Source organism: Yersinia proxima (genome assembly GCF_902170785.1).
Lineage (GTDB): Bacteria > Pseudomonadota > Gammaproteobacteria > Enterobacterales > Enterobacteriaceae > Yersinia > Yersinia proxima.
Window position 1 is genome coordinate 260,997 of record NZ_CABHYG010000017.1, and the last position, 17,193, is coordinate 278,189.

Below are 17,193 nucleotides of genomic sequence, written 5' to 3' on the forward strand. Positions count from 1 at the left end.
TATTTGTGACTACTTTTTATTAGTTAACCTTAACTTCGACATTTTTGTAGCAAATCCATTCCAGATTGATATTCCGTTGTTTGAACATTCATCATCCCTAAAATGGTGTGGAAGAGATTATCTTGTGAAGTCTCATCATGTTGCGCGCTATCGGACAAACACTGGCGATCAATGCCATAGTTTTTTGTGTATTCAGGCGACAACCACATCAAAAAAGGAATATGTGTCTGCTGGCTGGGAGCAAACATATAGGGCGTGCCATGTAAATACATGCCATTTTCACCTAACGATTCTCCGTGGTCAGAGAGATACACCAGTGCGGTATTAAATCTATCATTATGCTGTTGCAGTAATTTGATGGTGTTATCGAGCATCGCATCAGTATAAAGAATGGAATTATCATAGGTATTGACCAGTTCCTGCGGCGTGCAATCCTGAATTTGGTTGCTATCACAAGTCGGCGCAAACTGACGTATCTCTGGCGTGGATCGGCGGTAGTAGGCCGGGCCATGGCTGCCCATCTGATGTAGCACAATGACGCCATCACCTTTTAACCCATTGATATAATTATCTAACTTATAGAGCAATGCATTATCCATGCAAACACCATTCTCACAATCAGTGGTTAACTGCAGCTGTGTGACGTCCTGATGAGGAATGCGATCGCAGGCACCTTTGCAGCCACCATCATTTTCGCGCCACAACACATTCAATCCGGCATGGGCAAGAATATCCATCAAGCCTTCCTGATGGCTGGCAAGTGTTGCATCATAATTTTTACGCGGCATATTTGAGAACATGCAAGGTACGGAAACTGCCGTTTCAGTCCCACAGGATGAGGCATTCTTGAAATAGGTCACATCCTGTTTTTTCAGCCGAGGATTGGTTTCCCGCTCATAACCACCCAATGAGAAATTCTCTGCCCGAGCAGTTTCGCCCACCACTAATATCACCAGTGTTTTCTTTGGTTGTCCGCTGATTAAGGAGCCTTTATGGGCATCTTCCCCGATTGTCACTAATGCCATATTACTGGCGAAATATTTATGTTTGGCGAATTGAAAACTACCGCTGACAAAATTGGACGGTGTGAGCATTTTAACAATGCTTTTATTATTCCGAATAAGCGAAGCGTAATCTTTATAAAATAATGCCGCGATCAGCAGAATAATGACGACTGACGCCAGAATATTGGCGGCTCTTAACCCCAGCATATACCACCAGGGGCGCGTCACTCGGATACGCACGAAACAGATAATAATGGCGGGGAAAATACCTAATATCAGCAACCATAAAGCCATGCGCGGCGTGAAAAGGGCGGTGGCTTCCTGTGCATTGGTCTCAAACGCATTTTGCATCATATTGGCGTCGATAACGGCACCATAGCTGAACATAAAATAGTTGGCCGCCGCACTCCCCAGTAGAAACAAAATAATGATTGGCTTACGCAGTACAGGTACGGCTAAAAGACTAAAAATAATATTAAGGGCGCAGAAAATCACCAGCGGAATAGTTGCTGCAAAGAAATAACTATCACTGCTGTCAAAGTGAATTAACGACCAGGCTTTATAAATAAACAGCGCATTTTGGAAGAGAGTAAAAAACAGTGCGGTGACTAAAATAAACACCAATCCGTTACACTGTAACTTATGTCGAACATTCATTGTTAAAATCAAACCCTAGTATTAACCAATTAACGAAATGCTACTGAATAAAACTTAAGATAACCTTAGCGGTCAGGGCATAGTGTGTAGCGTGATTAGCAATAGGAACTTGCCAGACGCACTGAAGCAGGCTTCAATTAAAGTCTACCTCTTGTACTTGGAGCCGCAGGGGGGTTAGCTGTATTCACTTACCCGAATCAATTACTTGAGTAAGCTCATCGGGGTTCATTCATTTGCTGCCTACCTGCAACCTCAAGTTTTTCAGGTATGTCAGCAGCAGGAGAGGCGATTTGGCTCAGCAACTTGAGTTTTTTGACATTCCCAGCCCATGCCGTGGTATCTGCCAAACAGATGACCGTGGTTTTTGCCGTGGGTGTATGCGTAGCCGGGATGAGCGCTTTAATTGGATGAAAATGAGTGACCCGCAAAAACGGGATGTCCTGCGGCTGTGTCGTCAGCGCTTGTTACGTTTGCAGCGCGCCAACAAACAGCTGGATGACCCGCTACCAGAACAACCTTCATTATTCTGATTCGCCATTGTTTTACCTTAGTGTTTAGCGATTATGGCGATTTCACTGCTCAGCCCCAATTCATTACTCAGGGAGGATTTAACCTTCCTGCCGGTTGTGTATGCTTAGGGCAGATAAACAAATGAGGTAGTTAATAATGGATACACGTAGCCAACTGGCCCCGCTTGGGCCTGAGTTTTCTCGCATGATTTGCGGTTATTGGCGGTTGATGGAATGGGATATGACGCCGCAACAGTTGTTGGCTTTTATTGAGCAACATATTGAATTGGGCATCACGACAGCTGATCACGCTGATATTTATGGCGGTTATCAATGCGAACAGGTATTTGGCCAGGCATTGCGCCTTAAGCCTTCCTTACGCAGCCAACTGGAATTAGTCAGTAAATGTGGTATTGCTACCACGGCCAAGCCAGAGCATGCATTGGGGCATTATATTACTGATCGTTCCCATATCATTGAAAGTGCAGAACAATCCTTAACTCATCTGCATACAGATTATCTTGATTTATTGCTAATCCATCGCCCAGACCCATTGATGGATGCAGATGAAGTTGCTGAAGCATTCACTCAATTACATAAAAGCGGCAAAGTGAAACATTTTGGTGTTTCAAACTTTTCGCCTGCGCAATTCAGTTTATTGCAGTCACGCTTGCCATTCTCATTGGTCACTAACCAGGTTGAGATTTCACCGTTGCACCAACCCGCCATTGTCGATGGGACACTGGATGCTTGCCAACAGTTGCGTATTAAGCCAATGGCATGGTCTTGTTTAGGGGGCGGGCGTTTGTTTAGCGACCCTGAATTCCAGACATTACGTAATGAGTTACAGACCATCGCTGATGAGATTGGCGCTGAAAGTATCGAGCAAGTGGTGTATGCCTGGGTGCTGCGCTTACCATCGGCACCTTTACCGATTATTGGTTCCGGCAAGATAGAGCGCGTTAAAACTGCCTGGGCATCACTCTCCTTAACCCTGACTCGCCAGCAGTGGTTCCGTATCCGTCGTGCTGCACTGGGCTATGACGTGCCTTAATTTTATCCTTTGCGCCAGCGAGCCTCAGGCTGGCGCAACCTGGCTTTTTTCGCCCGGCACCGCCATTTGCAATTGTGTTAGCGAACAATACAGCCGCCAGATAAGCCCGGCCAGTTCTCGGCCAGTTGCATCCGGATATTGCCCTAAAATAGCACTCATACGCTGCAACTCCTGCAACGTAGCTTGTAGTGAACTCGGCTGAACACCTTTCTCGGTCATGCAGCCTTTCAGACAATGAATAGACACATCTCGCACGGCAGATAAAGGCGCAGAAGTGGTTTGCCAATCACGTAACTGCCAGACCACATGGCTGCAATTGAGTAGCACCATTCCCCAGCGGAGCAGCCACAGGCGTGCTGATTGATCTTTACTGAGATTAAGCTGATTGATGCGGTGATATATCAGTGATTCGAATTGATTTTGGCTTTGCTGCGGATGAGCACTAAGTTGATCGATAAAATCACGGCGTAACAGGCGAATGATACGCCGGCTTTTACGTTTATCTGAGCTGGGCCGCAGTATCTGAAAGGCAACACCTGCCAACATCACGCCAACTAATTTACCAATATTATCATTGAGAAACTCTTGGTAATCATAGCTAGGGGGGTTGGTCACACTGAGAAATGAACCCATAAAAACAATCAATTGCCCCCACAAGGAAGCATAAGCCGGATGCTGGAGCTTCATCATTTGCATGGTGATTAAAATGGGGAACAACACCACGGCAAATTGCCAAAAATCATCAATTTGTACCATCACGCCAAATTTCAGAATAAAACAGCCAATCGAAAGCAAAACAATGGCTTTCACTAGCGTGGCAATGCTGTCCGTTGGCGAAGGGGTAGCAGAGTAGAGCACGCAACTGACCGCCGCCAATGACAAAGCAGCAGCGCCAGAACTCCACTGCGTATTTATCCAGAAGGCACAACCGATCACAATGCATACAAAGGTTCTCAGGCCGTTATAGGCGGCCTCATAGGTATCGGTGTGGCGCGCCAGCGCAGTCACGGCAGGGGGCAATAGCATGCCGCTTTCCGGTTCTTTATCCAGTTGAGCCAGCCAGCGATTAACCTGCAAATATAACCAGCAAAAATGCCGCAAGCGCAACCAGAAGGCCCGATGACGATAATCAAACTCATCATGGGGGGCTATTTGTTGCAGGATCCTGGCTATCTGATATTTATCACAGTCAGGTTGTTGTAAAGCGGTTAGCAATTGAGCGAGAACCGCGGGCATGTTCGCCGGTGGCGATGGCCAGTTAACCAACATACGGCGCAAACTGGTAATCACGCTGGTGATACGTAACTGGCGATGCAAAATGAAATTCAATACATTATTGTGTCGCCGTAAACGGTAATGGCTCCAAAATGCCTGAATACGCAGGAGATTCATCGTAAGAATCTGGCCAATTAGCCCCTCATGGGAGGTGCGAATTTGCGGTGTTTGCTCGGTTTGCCACAGTAGCTCGGCGTGTTCCAACAAGCGAGATTGCATACGGCGCAAAGAGGTCAGCAGTGCTTCACCGTCTGACGTGCTGGGGAGCAGCATCATCATCAGACCGCCACACAGAATGCCGGTAATCACCTCACAAACTCGGGCTTGGGCAATATCAAATATTTGTTGTGTATCAGTGGTATTGACAGTAGAAAAGGCGATGATCGCGGTTGTATAGCCGGCTAAAGCAAAGGCATAAGAAACGTTATTCTGATAGTGATTAGAGACAAAAGTACACAGGCCAATCCAGGCGGCAATAGCAAAAGTGAATAACCAGGGATCATTTAAGCAATGACCGGCAATTATCAGTGATGCGGCGGCACCAATCAGGCTGCCAACAACCCGGCCAATACTTTTGCTGATGACGCCACCGACTGTCGGGAAACTGACTACTGCCGCAGAAGTCATCGCCCAATAGGGTTCATCTAAATTCAGCGCAAACGCAATCCACAGCGATAGACACATTGCCAGCGAGTTACGCAGTGCATAACGCCACTGACCTGCATTCGCCTTGCCCCAGGGGGTTTGCTGCCACGAGGGAAAAGAGAGGCGCATGGTTTAATTTACCAGTGAAATGGTACAGGTGGTGCCAGCAATCAGAGTGATATCGGGCGGAACATCCAGCAATTTAATCCTGACTGGGACACGTTGTGCCAGGCGCACCCATGGGACATTAGGTTTCACATCAACCAATAAATTTTCGCTGCTATCGACACTCTGGTCGTAAATGGCGCGACCAATACTTTCCACCACCCCCCGTAAAGGAATGTTGCCATTATACAAAACAATTTTGGCTTCATTACCTTCTCTAATGTGTCTTAGCTTGGTCTCTTCGAAATATCCCATGACGTAAAATGAATCGGTATCTATTAGCGCAACTAATGGAGTACCTGTGGTGGCGTAGTTGCCGACCCGAGTCTGTAAATTGGTAATATAACCGTTGGCTGGGGCATAAATACGCGTTTTACTGAGATTCCATTTCGCTTGTTCGAGGTTTGCCAATGCACCTTGATACGCAGCTTTCATGCTATTTGCACTTAAATTGGCAATATCCAGATCCTCACCCGAAATAGTATTTTTAGGTAAGTTTCGCCGACGTTCAGCTTCATGATTGGCTTTAGCCAGTTCAGCTTGCGCGCGCTCGAGAGCTGCTTGAGCATTATCCAGAGCCAACTGATAGGGTTGTGGGTCAATCACAAATAATAGGCTACCCGAGCTTACCAACTGGTTATCATGAACTAATATTTTAACCAACTGACCAGAGACTTCTGGCGTGATACTGACCAATTCTGCCCGAACTTTGCCATCGCGAGTCCAGGGGGATTGCATATAATAATTCCACATCCACCAACCAGCACAGAGTGCGAGGGCGAATACGATGACAGAAGAGAAATATTTAAGAGACTGATGATTCATATCAATTTACCAACTGGCTAATATCCACAAAGAAACACTGACTGCAATGACAAAAATGGACAGATCCATTAATATTGGATGCCAGATGTCACCAGAGTAGATCCAATTCCGCAGCATATGATGGATCAATAGCCATAACACCAAACCTAGCATAACCGCCTTAAACATCGGTGGGAAATAGATAGAGGCGCCTAAAACTAAGTCTGACAAGGGTGCATTTGTGGATAATATAGATACATACATAAGGTTAATCCTTAAGAGGTAATTTTAGTAAATACATAATTTTTGCTAAAGGATTCCCCGTATTTATTGCTATTGTCCTAGCATCGACGGTATATATACATTTGTGTTTTTAATGTTAATTACCCAAAATAGACTGGACTCTGGTAGTTATGCTAGCACGCTAAATAAAAGGAGGGGCAATTGGAATCGACATTAGGATCTGATTTAGCACGATTAGTTCGCGTTTGGCGCGCGCTAATCGACCACCGGTTGAAGCCGTTGGAGCTGACCCAAACGCATTGGGTTACCTTGCATAACATTAATCGTTTACCACCTGAGCAATCCCAGATTCAACTGGCAAAAGCGATTGGTATCGAACAACCATCATTGGTTAGAACCTTAGATCAACTGGAGGAGAAAGGTCTAATCACACGCCATACCTGTGCAAATGATCGGCGTGCAAAGAGGATAAAACTGACGGAACAGTCTTCACCGATAATAGAGCAGGTTGATGGAGTCATATGTTCCACTCGTAAAGAAATTCTTGGGGGAATTTCACCAGATGAAATTGAATTGTTATCTGGTTTGATTGATAAACTTGAGAGAAACATTATTCAATTACAAAGTAAGTAAAATAAAGTTAGACGACTCTATTCACAGCAGAAAGAAAATTTTCGGTAGTAAGAAAATAAGCCAGAGATCGCAATGATCTCTGGCTTTACACGTTATATTATAAAGTATATTGCAGAGAGACGATTAGCGCGGGCTAACAGTCACAGTACTGCCGCTGCTGGCGAGCATCACGCGTTGCCCGACGCTAAAGCGGGTTGGGCCTTGTTTCTGAACAACCAAAATAGTGGTGCCATCATCTTTACGCACTTCAAGCTGTACGCCGTCAGTACGGTTCATTGCACCTTGAACACCTTGTCCCGCCATACCACCAGCAACCGCACCTGCAGCTGTTGCCAGACTACGACCTGTGCCGCCACCGACAGTATTCCCGAGGAAACCACCCAGTACAGCACCACCGATTGCGCCCATAACGTTGTTCTCATCGCCACCTTGAATAGTTACCGGACGAACTGAAATCAATGTGCCGTAAGTCACTGTCTGTACTTGCTTGGCTTGTGAAGCGCTAAAAACGTCACCAGACAAAGTGTTGTTGTTGGCACAACCGGTTAGAGTAACCGCAGCAATAGCAACGGCGATTAATGGCTTGATCATAAAAACTCCTATTAAAATGCATAACCGTATTACGGTTCAGTATGCCTGGTATATCCAAACCCAGTCCATTGGCGGCCTAGTATTTGCATAAAGTATGGCTTACCCGAATATTTATTTCACTACTTAACTTATTTTTGGCGGTGTACTTAATCTTTTGACCACACAATAGATCCGCAGCTTAGCGGTTTACACTTCAACCAATATTAAACGGCGGTTTAACTTTATCAAAGCAAGAAATATTACCGCCATAACCCATACTGTAAGAATTAATGACTTTTATGTGACCCTTCTTGCAAATAAAAATCATTCTTTAAGAGATACCCTATGGCGGTATACACTTAAAAAAGTATATCTTTTCATGATGTTAATTTTATTATTCTGACGTGATTTGGGTAAAGTCTCGTTGCTCTCTTGTCCCACAATGGGAAATAAGGTCATTGCTATGAAATCAGGCCGTTTTATTGGGGTGATGTCGGGAACCAGTCTGGATGGCATCGATGTTGTTCTGGCCGCCATTGATGAGCGCATGGTGGCTCAGCAGGCCAGTTATTGTCACCCGCTGCCGCTCCAGCTAAAAAAAGACATTCTCGGTATGTGCCAAGGGCAATCAACCACGTTATCTGCCGTGGGTAAGCTCGATGCACAATTAGGAATACTATTTGCCGAAGCGGTGCTGACACTACTGGCCAAAGAGGGGCTGACGGCACAGGATATTACGGCAATTGGCTGTCACGGGCAGACGGTATGGCATGAGCCACTGGGTGAACCGGCTTTTACCATGCAATTAGGTGACAATAATCGTATTGCTGCCATGACAAAAATTGCCACTGTCGGGGATTTTCGCCGCCGGGATATGGCTTATGGTGGGCAAGGCGCACCGCTGGTTCCGGCCTTCCACCATGCTTTATTAGCCCATTCTACGGAACGGCGCATGGTGTTGAATATTGGCGGTATCGCGAACTTATCGATGCTACTACCTGATTTACCGGTACGCGGTTTTGATACCGGGCCGGGGAATATGCTGATGGATGCCTGGATTTGGCGTAATCGTTCGCTACCTTATGATAAGGATGCTGCTTGGGCACTATCGGGCCAGGTTAATCAGCCACTGTTGGAACTGATGTACAGTGACCCCTATTTTGCGAAACCGGCACCGAAAAGCACCGGCCGCGAGCATTTCAATGCCGGGTGGCTGGATAAACAATTGAATAAAATTCCGGGTATCAAACCGGAAGATGTCCAGGCCACATTAGCAGAGCTAACTGCACTCTCCATTGCTGAGCAAGTTCAGTTGGCCGGAGGCTGTGAGCGGCTGCTGGTGTGCGGTGGCGGGGCGCGGAATCCATTAGTGATGTCACGGATGTCAACTTTACTGCCAGGTACTGAAGTGTGTGTCACTGATGATTTTGGCGTCAGTGGCGATGATATGGAAGCGCTGGCATTCGCCTGGCTGGCTTTTCGAACCTTGTCCGGTAAATCGGGTAATTTGCCCTCGGTGACCGGAGCCAGTTGCGAGACCATTTTAGGAGCAGTCTATCCTGTATCGTCACGATGACGGTGCTAAGCTGCCATAGGTTATGGTGGCTTATACACGCAATAAGGATGGCAAAATGAAACAGCTATTTGGCTCGACGGCAATATTGGGTACAGCGGCAGTATTGATGCTGACGGGATGCAGTTTGGTACAGTCCAAAAACGAAACTTTGCATTACCAATGTGGCACGACCAGGCTGACGGTCATGCAGGATAATAAACAGGATAAAGTCAGTTTAGTGCTGGATGGCAAACAACTGACCTTGCCGCAAGTACGTGCCGCATCTGGTGCTAAATACAGTGACGGCCATTATACTTTCTGGTCGAAGGGCAATGCGGCTTTTGTTGAGCGTGACGAAAAAGTGATTATCAATGACTGTATGTTGATAAAATAAATACTTTGATCAAGTAATCAGGCAGTTGTCGGTTCAGGGTGATTGTGATTCTGCCGTTGCAAGGGCAGAATGATGAGCACTGCTTTTCTGTGCATGACCGAGCTTATATGACTGACAATAATGAATTTGACGTTGCTGACTTGCGCCGTGAATATATTCGTGGCGGTCTACGCCGCAGCGACTTAACCGAAAACCCACTGGAATTGTTTGAGCGCTGGTTAAAACAGGCCTGTGATGCGCGTTTAGCTGACCCGACAGCCATGTGTGTGGCAACAGTCGATGCCAACGGCCAACCTTATCAGCGGATTGTGCTGCTCAAACATTATGACGATCAGGGGTTGGTGTTCTATACCAACTTAGGCAGCCGCAAAGCGCAGCAATTGGCTGAAAATCCGCATATCAGCTTATTATTCCCTTGGCATATGCTAGATAGGCAAGTCATATTCCTTGGCAAAGCTGAGCGCCTTTCCACCCTCGAAGTGCTGAAATATTTCAGTTCTCGCCCCAAAGATAGCCAGATTGGTGCTTGGGTATCCCAGCAATCTTCACGGATTTCCGCCCGTGGTGTGCTGGAAAGCAAATTCCTGGAGCTTAAGCAAAAATTCCAACAAGGTGATGTGCCGCTACCCAGTTTTTGGGGTGGATTCCGGGTTAAATTCGACTCTGTCGAGTTCTGGCAAGGAGGCGAACACCGCCTGCATGACCGATTTATCTATCAACGGGATGCAGATACCTGGAAAATTGACCGTTTAGCGCCGTGAGAATGATGAAATAATTGTGGTTAAGCCTAGCGCTCATCGGGCGGGCGCTTTATTCTATACCCGTCATACTTCAAGCTGCATGCGCGTTGACTGCTTTCGTTTACCCCAGACACTTACTTGAGTAAGTTCCTGGGGATTTGCTCAATTGTCGCCTTCCTGCAACTCGAATTATTTAGGGTATAAATCCGCGTTACCTCGTAAAAGACAAATTTTTTGTAAAAATAATTTTGTAAAACAATGGAGTCGTTGATGACCAGCAGCAACCTGATTAAACAATTGCAAGAGCGGGGCCTCGTTGCCCAGGTTACGGATGAAGACGCGTTAGCAGAGAGACTGGCGCAAGGGCCAATTTCACTGTATTGCGGTTTCGATCCTACCGCAGACAGCTTGCATTTGGGTCATCTGGTTCCGTTGTTGTGCCTAAAGCGCTTCCAACTGGCAGGGCATCGCCCAGTTGCTTTAGTGGGTGGTGCGACCGGCATGATAGGTGACCCAAGTTTCAAAGCCAGTGAACGTAAACTAAATACCGCAGATACGGTGAACGAGTGGGTGGAGAAAATCCGTCGGCAAGTTTCGCCATTCCTTGATTTTGATTGCGGTGACAATAGCGCTATTGCGGCCAACAACTACGATTGGTTTGGTGGTATGAATGTGCTGACGTTTCTGCGTGATATCGGCAAGCACTTCTCAGTTAATCAGATGATCAATAAAGAAGCGGTCAAACAGCGTTTAAATCGCGATGATAGCGGCATCTCATTTACTGAGTTCTCCTACAATTTGTTGCAGGCTTATGATTTTGCTTGCCTGAATAAAGCGCACGGCGTTGCATTACAAATTGGGGGTTCTGACCAATGGGGTAATATTACCTCCGGTATCGATTTGACTCGCCGTCTCCACCAGCAACAAGTATTTGGCCTGACAGTACCATTAATTACCAAAGCAGATGGCACCAAATTCGGTAAAACCGAAGGTGGCGCAGTATGGCTTGATCCGAAGAAAACCAGCCCTTACAAATTTTATCAATTCTGGATCAATACCGCAGATGCTGACGTGTATCGCTTCCTGAAATTCTTTACTTTCATGAGTCTGGAAGAAATTAACGCACTGGAAGAAGAAGATAAAAACAGTGGTAAAGCGCCACGTGCCCAGTACGTGCTGGCCGAAAATGTTACTGGCATGGTGCATGGCGAAGAAGGTCTGGCTGCGGCCAAACGTATCACTGCCAGCTTGTTCTCCGGTGATTTAAATGACATGACCGAAGCTGACTTTGCTCAACTGGCGCAAGATGGCATGCCGACCATTGAACTGACTCGCGACGCCGATTTGCAGCAAGCACTGGTTAACGCTGAATTAGTCCCTTCCCGTGGTCAGGCGCGCACCATGATTAGCTCAAATGCGGTGGCGATTAATGGTGAGAAGCAATCCGATCCGGAATACACGTTCACTGATGCTGATCGTTTATTCGGCCGCTATACCTTGTTGCGCCGCGGTAAAAAACATTATTGCCTGATTAGCTGGCTGTAAGAGTAAAAGAAAAATAAGGGGCAATTATGTCCCTTATTTTTTTGCTGATGGTTTGTTCACTTTAGGCCGTACCAATGAAAAATATACTTTCGATTCAGTCACACGTTGTTTTTGGCCATGCAGGTAATAGCGCGGCTGAATTTCCTATGCGCCGGATGGGGGTTAATGTCTGGCCATTAAATACCGTTCAGTTTTCGAACCATACGCAATATGGTCATTGGACGGGATGTGTTATGCCAGCCAGCCATCTGACTGAAATTGTACAAGGTATTGCCGATATTAACCGGCTGAAAGATTGTGATGCTGTATTGAGTGGCTATATTGGCTCACCAGAGCAAGGTGGTCATATTTTAGCAGCAGTTGCGCGGGTGAAACAGGCCAATCCTAACGCCTGGTATTTTTGTGATCCGGTCATGGGGCATCCCGAGAAAGGTTGTATCGTGGCTCCAGGTGTGGCCGAGTTCTTCTGTCAGGAAGCGTTACCCGCCAGTGATATTATTGCGCCAAATCTACTCGAACTGGAGCAACTCAGTGGTACACGGGTCGAAAATGTCGAGCAAGCGGTTAAGGTTGCCCGCGATCTTTGCGCTAAAGGACCGAAAGTCGTTCTGGTTAAGCACTTGAGCCGTGCCGGTTATAGCCTCGACTGTTTTGAAATGTTATTAGTGACCATGGATGATGCCTGGCATATCAGCCGTCCACTGGTGGATTTTGGCGCACGCCAACCGGTGGGTGTGGGTGATTTGACCAGTGGATTATTGCTGGTAAATCTACTTAAAGGCGAACCCTTGGATAAAGCACTGGAGCATGTGACGGCTGCAGTATATGAAGTGATGCTGAAAACTCAGCAGATGGGGGAATATGAACTTCAGGTGGTGGCCGCACAGGACGCTATTGTTAATCCTTCCTGTCATTTTACTGCGACAAAATTATAATCCTGGTATGCAGTGCCCCTTATTCAGGGGCACTTCAAATCAGTGACTTTCTTATTTCTTCACGTCTTCTGCTGCGAGCGCCGCTTTAACTGCCTGACGTTCTGCTACCCGCGCCATATATTTATCTAAATGGCTGCGCTGTTTAATTTCAAGTTTCAGTGCAGTTGCCCAGCGAGTTACGGTAAATAGATAGGCATCGGCCACGCTGAATTTTGAGCCTAGCAGATAATCATGTTTTGCTAATACGCCATCGACATAGCTGAATTGCTTATCCAACCGTTCACGGGCGATAGCTTTATATTCGTCTGGTGTTTTCGGGTTAAACAGCGGACTGAAACCTTTATGTAATTCAGTCGCAACGAAGTTTAACCATTCAATGGCGTGGTAGCGGGAAAGGGTGCCTGATGGTGCAATCAGGTGGCGGTCAGGCACTTTATCTGCCAGATATTGTACGATGGCCACACCCTCAGTGAGCAGACTTCCGTCATCCAGCAACAGAGCTGGCACTTGTCCTTTAGGGTTGATGCTTAAATAGTCTTCACCCGTTTCAGTTTTTTTAGTCGCCAAATCGACACTTTCAATACTGAAATCTAGCCCCGCTTCACGTAACACAATATGGGGCGATAGAGAGCAGGCACCGGGTTTATAGAACAATTTCATCACAAACTCCTTAATCGAGGACTGAAAGAAAAACGCTTCTTAATCCTAAGGCAGATACGTAAAAAAAGCAGCTAGTACAATGTAATATATTGATGCGGGGAGTAAAATGTCACCCTACAGCGGAATAGATTATCCGCTGTAGGATTACCATGACAGTGATTGTCAGGTAGTGAAAATAATTACCGTGGTGGACGTGCTGGGCGAGTACTGATCGAGGCAGACCAGCTAAAAGTGGTGGTACTTGGTGCTGTTTTTTTGGTTTTTCTTTCTACGCGGGTTAATTTTGCGATTTGTTCGCGGGCGTTCATGATTTTTTCTATGGCTTCATCTTTCACTTTATTTTGTTCTGAGTTGGTTAATGCCCTTCCTAAATTTATCCTGGCTTTATCGAGTTGCGTTTTGACGTCGCGTTGCTCACTTTCAGTCATTTCTTTTAATGTCAGCTTTTTCATTTTTTTTGCCTTGTTTGCCTCAGTCCTACTTAGTGTACAACTTTATCCTAAGTGGAGATGTAAGAGATTGCGATCTGGGCGACATTAATCACGATAAAAGCCTGTTAGTGACTTCAAATAGGGAATTAGTACCCGCTCTCAGCAAAATAACGCCAGGAGCGGAGCACCGCAGTTATTTTAGGTAATTACAGCAATCGCGAACCGTAACCCCACAGTAAAACGGTCAGACCAAGAAGTAACTCTAAAACCAGCACCCCGATGGCAAAGGTAGAGCCTGAGAAGATAAAACCTTCTTGTCGGTCAATATTGAGAAAGGTAGGGATGCCCAGATACATCAAGTAGCCGGCATAGCAAAGTGCAATCACCCCGACCAATAAGCACAACCAGATAATTGGGTAGAGGGCGACCACTCCGGCCAGCAACATCGGTGTGGCAGCATAACCGGCAAACAAGGTGCAGCGTTGCCAACTTGGGCGGCTTTCATAGCGGCGTGCCATCCAGTAAATCACCCGACCCATCAGTGCGACTGCAGCCAGAATCAAAACGTAAAAAATGATAGCGAAATAGAGCGCGGTTAGGGGGACCAGTTTTATGCTCTGCCCATCACCAAAATTCCAACCCACTTGTGTGGTGCCGATAAATGCGCAAATCACGGGGATAGCAGCCATCAGGAGAATGTGATGAGCGTACATGTGACGTACACTTTCGCCCTCACGTTTGATTTGCTGAAACTCCTGACCGGGATGGGTCATAAGCCCCCAAACATGGTTGATCATACATCACCTCCTGATCGGTTATCGACCGCAGATAACAGACGTGTATCAGCCTGCGATATAAAGTGAGTATAGTTTATTTTTTGTACACCAAGAGTGTGACGTTATTCACATTAGTGTTGGGCGGCGGTGCAGACATAATTAGAGGGAATGAATAAGATAAATCAACAATACTATTTGATGAGTTAATCACCGGAGTAGGTCATGGGTATGCAGGGAAATGATAGTCGTATCGACAATATAGAGTTTGCTGTCAGTGATATTGCTCGTTCAAAAGATTTTTACGGGACGGTTTTTAATTGGCGCTTTACTGATTATGGGCCGAGCTATTGTGAGTTTACCGATGGTCGATTGACGGGGGGATTCACCTTAGGGGAAGTTCAACCTAATGGTGGGCCACTTGTCATTCTGTATGCTGATAATTTAGAACAGACACAAAAACGTTTGGAACAGGCGGGCGCCAAGATTGTCATTGCGATATTTGCTTTCCCGGGTGGGCGGCGTTTCCACTTCACCGATCCAGATGGATATCAGTTGGCCGTATGGTCAAATAACTGACAGCCCACAGATGCCAAAAAAAGAAAGCGCTCCAGAAGGAGCGCTCGAGGTTAATGAGAAAGCTATTGAAAACTTAGTGAGTGAAGGGTTTACCGCACCTCGGGGCGCTCCGGTCGCTTACGCGACTACGACCCCAACGGCGCGATTCCCCTTCATTTGACTTTGTCAGCAATCTGAAGCGCTCCCGAAGGAGCGCTCTTAGCCAGCCAGCAGATTAAACGGCGGCGGCAGGAGAGGGTTTGTTGCTGTCACTCGGTGCCAATGTCATGCGATACAGTTTTGGTGCAGTCAGCATCATCAGAACGGCGATGATAGCGGTCACAATACCAATCTGCATAAACACATGGCTATAGATAGCAAGTGATGCATGGGCGTCGGTGATATCACTCGGCACTGCGGTCAATGCGGCAACTTTACCGGCGATCAGAGCAGCCGCAGCAGTGGTCAGGAACCATGACCCCATGATGAAGCCCATTAAACGCTGAGGCACCAACTGTGCAACCATCGCCAGACCCAGACCAGAAATCATCAGTTCGCCGATGCTTTGCAGCGCATAGCTGAGGATCAACCAGTTGACGGAAACAATGCCGTGTTCGTTGGCGAAACTTGCGCCCCATGGCAGCACCAGGAAGGCTGCGGAACAGAGCACCATGCCGAAAGCAAACTTGTGCGGCATTGGCAGACGGTCGCCCATTTTGTTATAGACGGCAGCCAGTATTGGGCTGGCAACCATAATCCAGAATGGGTTCAATGCCTGGTATTGTTCCGGCTCAAATGTAATACCAAAGATAGAATGCTCAACATTATGAATCGCGAAGAAGTTCAACGATGTTGGCATTTGGCTATACAACACAAAGAACACCACCGCTTCCAGCATCAGCAGGAATGCGACGATCATTCTGCGACGCGCCGTACCGTGCAGTGAGAATGTCTCTTTGGCAAAGATAAAAATAATACCGACAGAAACCAGTGCTAATGCCCAGCGAGCCACTATTTGGTTGTGCAACAGCCAGCTTGACAATGCAACCAGAGCGACGACACCCACCAAGACCATCAGCAGCTTTTTAAATTGTAATGGAGCAAAGTCAGGTTTAGAACCTTGATTTTTCACCCATTTGCGGCAGAACCAGAAGTTCACCAGCGTGATCAACATCCCGACAACACTCAGTGAGAACGCCACGCTCCAGCCATATTTTGCCGCTAACCATGGGGTCGCCAACATAGAGAAGAACGAACCGATATTGACGGACATATAGTACATAGTAAATGCACCGTCCAAGCGCGGATCGTCTTTGTTATAGCAGGTTGACAGCAGGGAGGATGGGTTAGCTTTGAACAAGCCATTACCAACTGCAATAGTTGCCATGCCCAGATAGACCCAGAAAATGTCATGACCAGAGTAGGCTATCATGGCATAACCCACTGCCAGCGTCAGTGCGCCCAGCACAATAACGCGTTTCGCGCCGAGGACTTTATCTCCTAACCAGCCACCAATGGCAACAAAGCCATAGACCAGGGCGCTGAAGGAAGAGAACAGGGTGATAGAATCGGCCTCGCTCATCCCGAGCATTTTTACCAGATAAACGGCCATGATCCCTTGCAGGCCGTAATAACCAAAACGCTCCCAAAGCTCGATAGAGAAGATCAGGTAAAACGCTTTCGGTTGCTTGAAAGCATTCATACTGATTTCGGGTTGACTGTTTGGTGGTTGTTGATTGTTGTTTGCTGTTGACACGGAAACCTCTGTTTTCACTACCCGCCATGAATGACAGGAAAGACAAAAGTGAATGCGCGAGATGGCATCCTTTTGCGTTGTTATAAGATGTTTAGCGGCGGTTAATGTTCACTATCTTTGTCAACGAGACAAGTCTTTTGCAATATTCTGTTACATATATATCTATCAATGCGATAAAACCATGTTACAAATGTTATGCAGTATTAACGTTTATGTTTTCGCTGTTTGGCGAATTTTTGTTTTGATTAAATGCTGAACTGATTTTAATCAGGCATATATTCTGCTAT

At 46.6% G+C, this 17,193-nt stretch carries 18 protein-coding genes; 9 read left to right on the top strand and 9 right to left on the bottom strand.

All coding sequences use genetic code 11. The features are described from left to right. Positions 1–29: 29 nt before the first annotated feature. Positions 30–1,661, bottom strand: a complete 1,632-nt coding sequence (gene eptA / locus FTB31_RS17450; RefSeq protein WP_227731655.1) for a phosphoethanolamine transferase EptA — start codon at positions 1,659–1,661, stop codon at positions 30–32. Between the two features lie 290 nt (positions 1,662–1,951). Between eptA and FTB31_RS17455 the strand changes: the two genes are divergently transcribed. Together FTB31_RS17455 and FTB31_RS17460 are read left to right on the top strand one after the other, a co-directional pair. Next, positions 1,952–2,191 carry a DUF1289 domain-containing protein gene (locus tag FTB31_RS17455; RefSeq protein ID WP_005165934.1) on the top strand — a complete coding sequence of 80 codons (240 nt, stop codon included), beginning with the start codon at positions 1,952–1,954 and terminating at the stop codon, positions 2,189–2,191. A 136-nt stretch (positions 2,192–2,327) separates the two neighbouring features. Next, positions 2,328–3,224 (top strand): aldo/keto reductase, encoded by an 897-nt coding sequence (locus tag FTB31_RS17460; RefSeq protein WP_227731656.1) that lies wholly within the window; start codon positions 2,328–2,330, stop codon positions 3,222–3,224. A gap of 24 nt (positions 3,225–3,248) precedes the next feature. Here FTB31_RS17460 and FTB31_RS17465 read toward each other — a convergent pair whose 3' ends face one another. Genes FTB31_RS17465 through FTB31_RS17475 form a run of 3 tightly spaced genes read right to left on the bottom strand, consistent with a single transcriptional unit; the run spans position 3,249 to position 6,377 of the window. After that, a complete protein-coding gene (locus FTB31_RS17465; RefSeq protein ID WP_227719840.1) occupies positions 3,249–5,273 on the bottom strand; it encodes an FUSC family protein in 2,025 nt (674 codons plus the stop codon). A 3-nt stretch (positions 5,274–5,276) separates the two neighbouring features. Then, positions 5,277–6,134 (bottom strand): efflux RND transporter periplasmic adaptor subunit, encoded by an 858-nt coding sequence (locus FTB31_RS17470; protein WP_077174670.1) that lies wholly within the window; start codon positions 6,132–6,134, stop codon positions 5,277–5,279. A gap of 6 nt (positions 6,135–6,140) precedes the next feature. Beyond that, complete coding sequence (locus FTB31_RS17475; RefSeq protein WP_050078524.1) at positions 6,141–6,377, bottom strand: DUF1656 domain-containing protein; 237 nt, start codon at positions 6,375–6,377, stop codon at positions 6,141–6,143. Positions 6,378–6,557: 180 nt separating this feature from the next. Between FTB31_RS17475 and rovA the strand changes: the two genes are divergently transcribed. Beyond that, positions 6,558–6,989 carry a virulence master transcriptional regulator RovA gene (gene rovA / locus FTB31_RS17480; RefSeq protein WP_004706617.1) on the top strand — a complete coding sequence of 144 codons (432 nt, stop codon included), beginning with the start codon at positions 6,558–6,560 and terminating at the stop codon, positions 6,987–6,989. Between the two features lie 123 nt (positions 6,990–7,112). Here rovA and FTB31_RS17485 read toward each other — a convergent pair whose 3' ends face one another. Beyond that, positions 7,113–7,580 (bottom strand): outer membrane lipoprotein, encoded by a 468-nt coding sequence (locus FTB31_RS17485; protein ID WP_050078525.1) that lies wholly within the window; start codon positions 7,578–7,580, stop codon positions 7,113–7,115. Between the two features lie 442 nt (positions 7,581–8,022). Between FTB31_RS17485 and anmK the strand changes: the two genes are divergently transcribed. The 5 genes from anmK (at position 8,023) to pdxY (ending at position 12,728) form a co-directional block, all read left to right on the top strand. After that, entirely contained in the window at positions 8,023–9,135 is a 1,113-nt protein-coding gene (gene anmK, locus FTB31_RS17490) for an anhydro-N-acetylmuramic acid kinase (RefSeq protein ID WP_050078526.1), read from the top strand. 55 nt (positions 9,136–9,190) lie between these two features. After that, the gene (locus tag FTB31_RS17495) at positions 9,191–9,508 is read left to right on the top strand and encodes an MliC family protein (protein WP_050078527.1); all 318 of its coding nucleotides are present in this window, start codon (positions 9,191–9,193) and stop codon (positions 9,506–9,508) included. A 107-nt stretch (positions 9,509–9,615) separates the two neighbouring features. Next, positions 9,616–10,269, top strand: a complete 654-nt coding sequence (gene pdxH, locus FTB31_RS17500) for a pyridoxamine 5'-phosphate oxidase (RefSeq protein ID WP_050078593.1) — start codon at positions 9,616–9,618, stop codon at positions 10,267–10,269. Positions 10,270–10,518: 249 nt separating this feature from the next. Continuing rightward, complete coding sequence (tyrS, locus tag FTB31_RS17505; RefSeq protein ID WP_050078528.1) at positions 10,519–11,793, top strand: tyrosine--tRNA ligase; 1,275 nt, start codon at positions 10,519–10,521, stop codon at positions 11,791–11,793. Between the two features lie 74 nt (positions 11,794–11,867). Continuing rightward, a complete protein-coding gene (gene pdxY, locus FTB31_RS17510; protein WP_050078529.1) occupies positions 11,868–12,728 on the top strand; it encodes a pyridoxal kinase PdxY in 861 nt (286 codons plus the stop codon). A 51-nt stretch (positions 12,729–12,779) separates the two neighbouring features. Here pdxY and gstA read toward each other — a convergent pair whose 3' ends face one another. The 3 genes from gstA to FTB31_RS17525 form a co-directional block, all read right to left on the bottom strand. Next, positions 12,780–13,388 carry a glutathione transferase GstA gene (gene gstA / locus FTB31_RS17515; RefSeq protein WP_050078530.1) on the bottom strand — a complete coding sequence of 203 codons (609 nt, stop codon included), beginning with the start codon at positions 13,386–13,388 and terminating at the stop codon, positions 12,780–12,782. A 179-nt stretch (positions 13,389–13,567) separates the two neighbouring features. Then, entirely contained in the window at positions 13,568–13,840 is a 273-nt protein-coding gene (locus FTB31_RS17520) for a DUF3811 domain-containing protein (protein WP_050078533.1), read from the bottom strand. 185 nt (positions 13,841–14,025) lie between these two features. Further along, positions 14,026–14,616 carry a Yip1 family protein gene (locus FTB31_RS17525; RefSeq protein WP_072081941.1) on the bottom strand — a complete coding sequence of 197 codons (591 nt, stop codon included), beginning with the start codon at positions 14,614–14,616 and terminating at the stop codon, positions 14,026–14,028. A 201-nt stretch (positions 14,617–14,817) separates the two neighbouring features. On the opposite strand from FTB31_RS17525, the gene FTB31_RS17530 reads away from it, so the two are divergent. Then, on the top strand, positions 14,818–15,171 hold the full coding sequence (locus tag FTB31_RS17530) for a VOC family protein (protein ID WP_050078534.1): 354 nt from the start codon (positions 14,818–14,820) through the stop codon (positions 15,169–15,171). A 214-nt stretch (positions 15,172–15,385) separates the two neighbouring features. Here the strand turns inward: FTB31_RS17530 and dtpA are convergent, their stop codons facing one another. Continuing rightward, entirely contained in the window at positions 15,386–16,906 is a 1,521-nt protein-coding gene (dtpA, locus tag FTB31_RS17535; RefSeq protein ID WP_050078536.1) for a dipeptide/tripeptide permease DtpA, read from the bottom strand. Between the last annotated feature and the right edge of the window lie 287 nt (positions 16,907–17,193).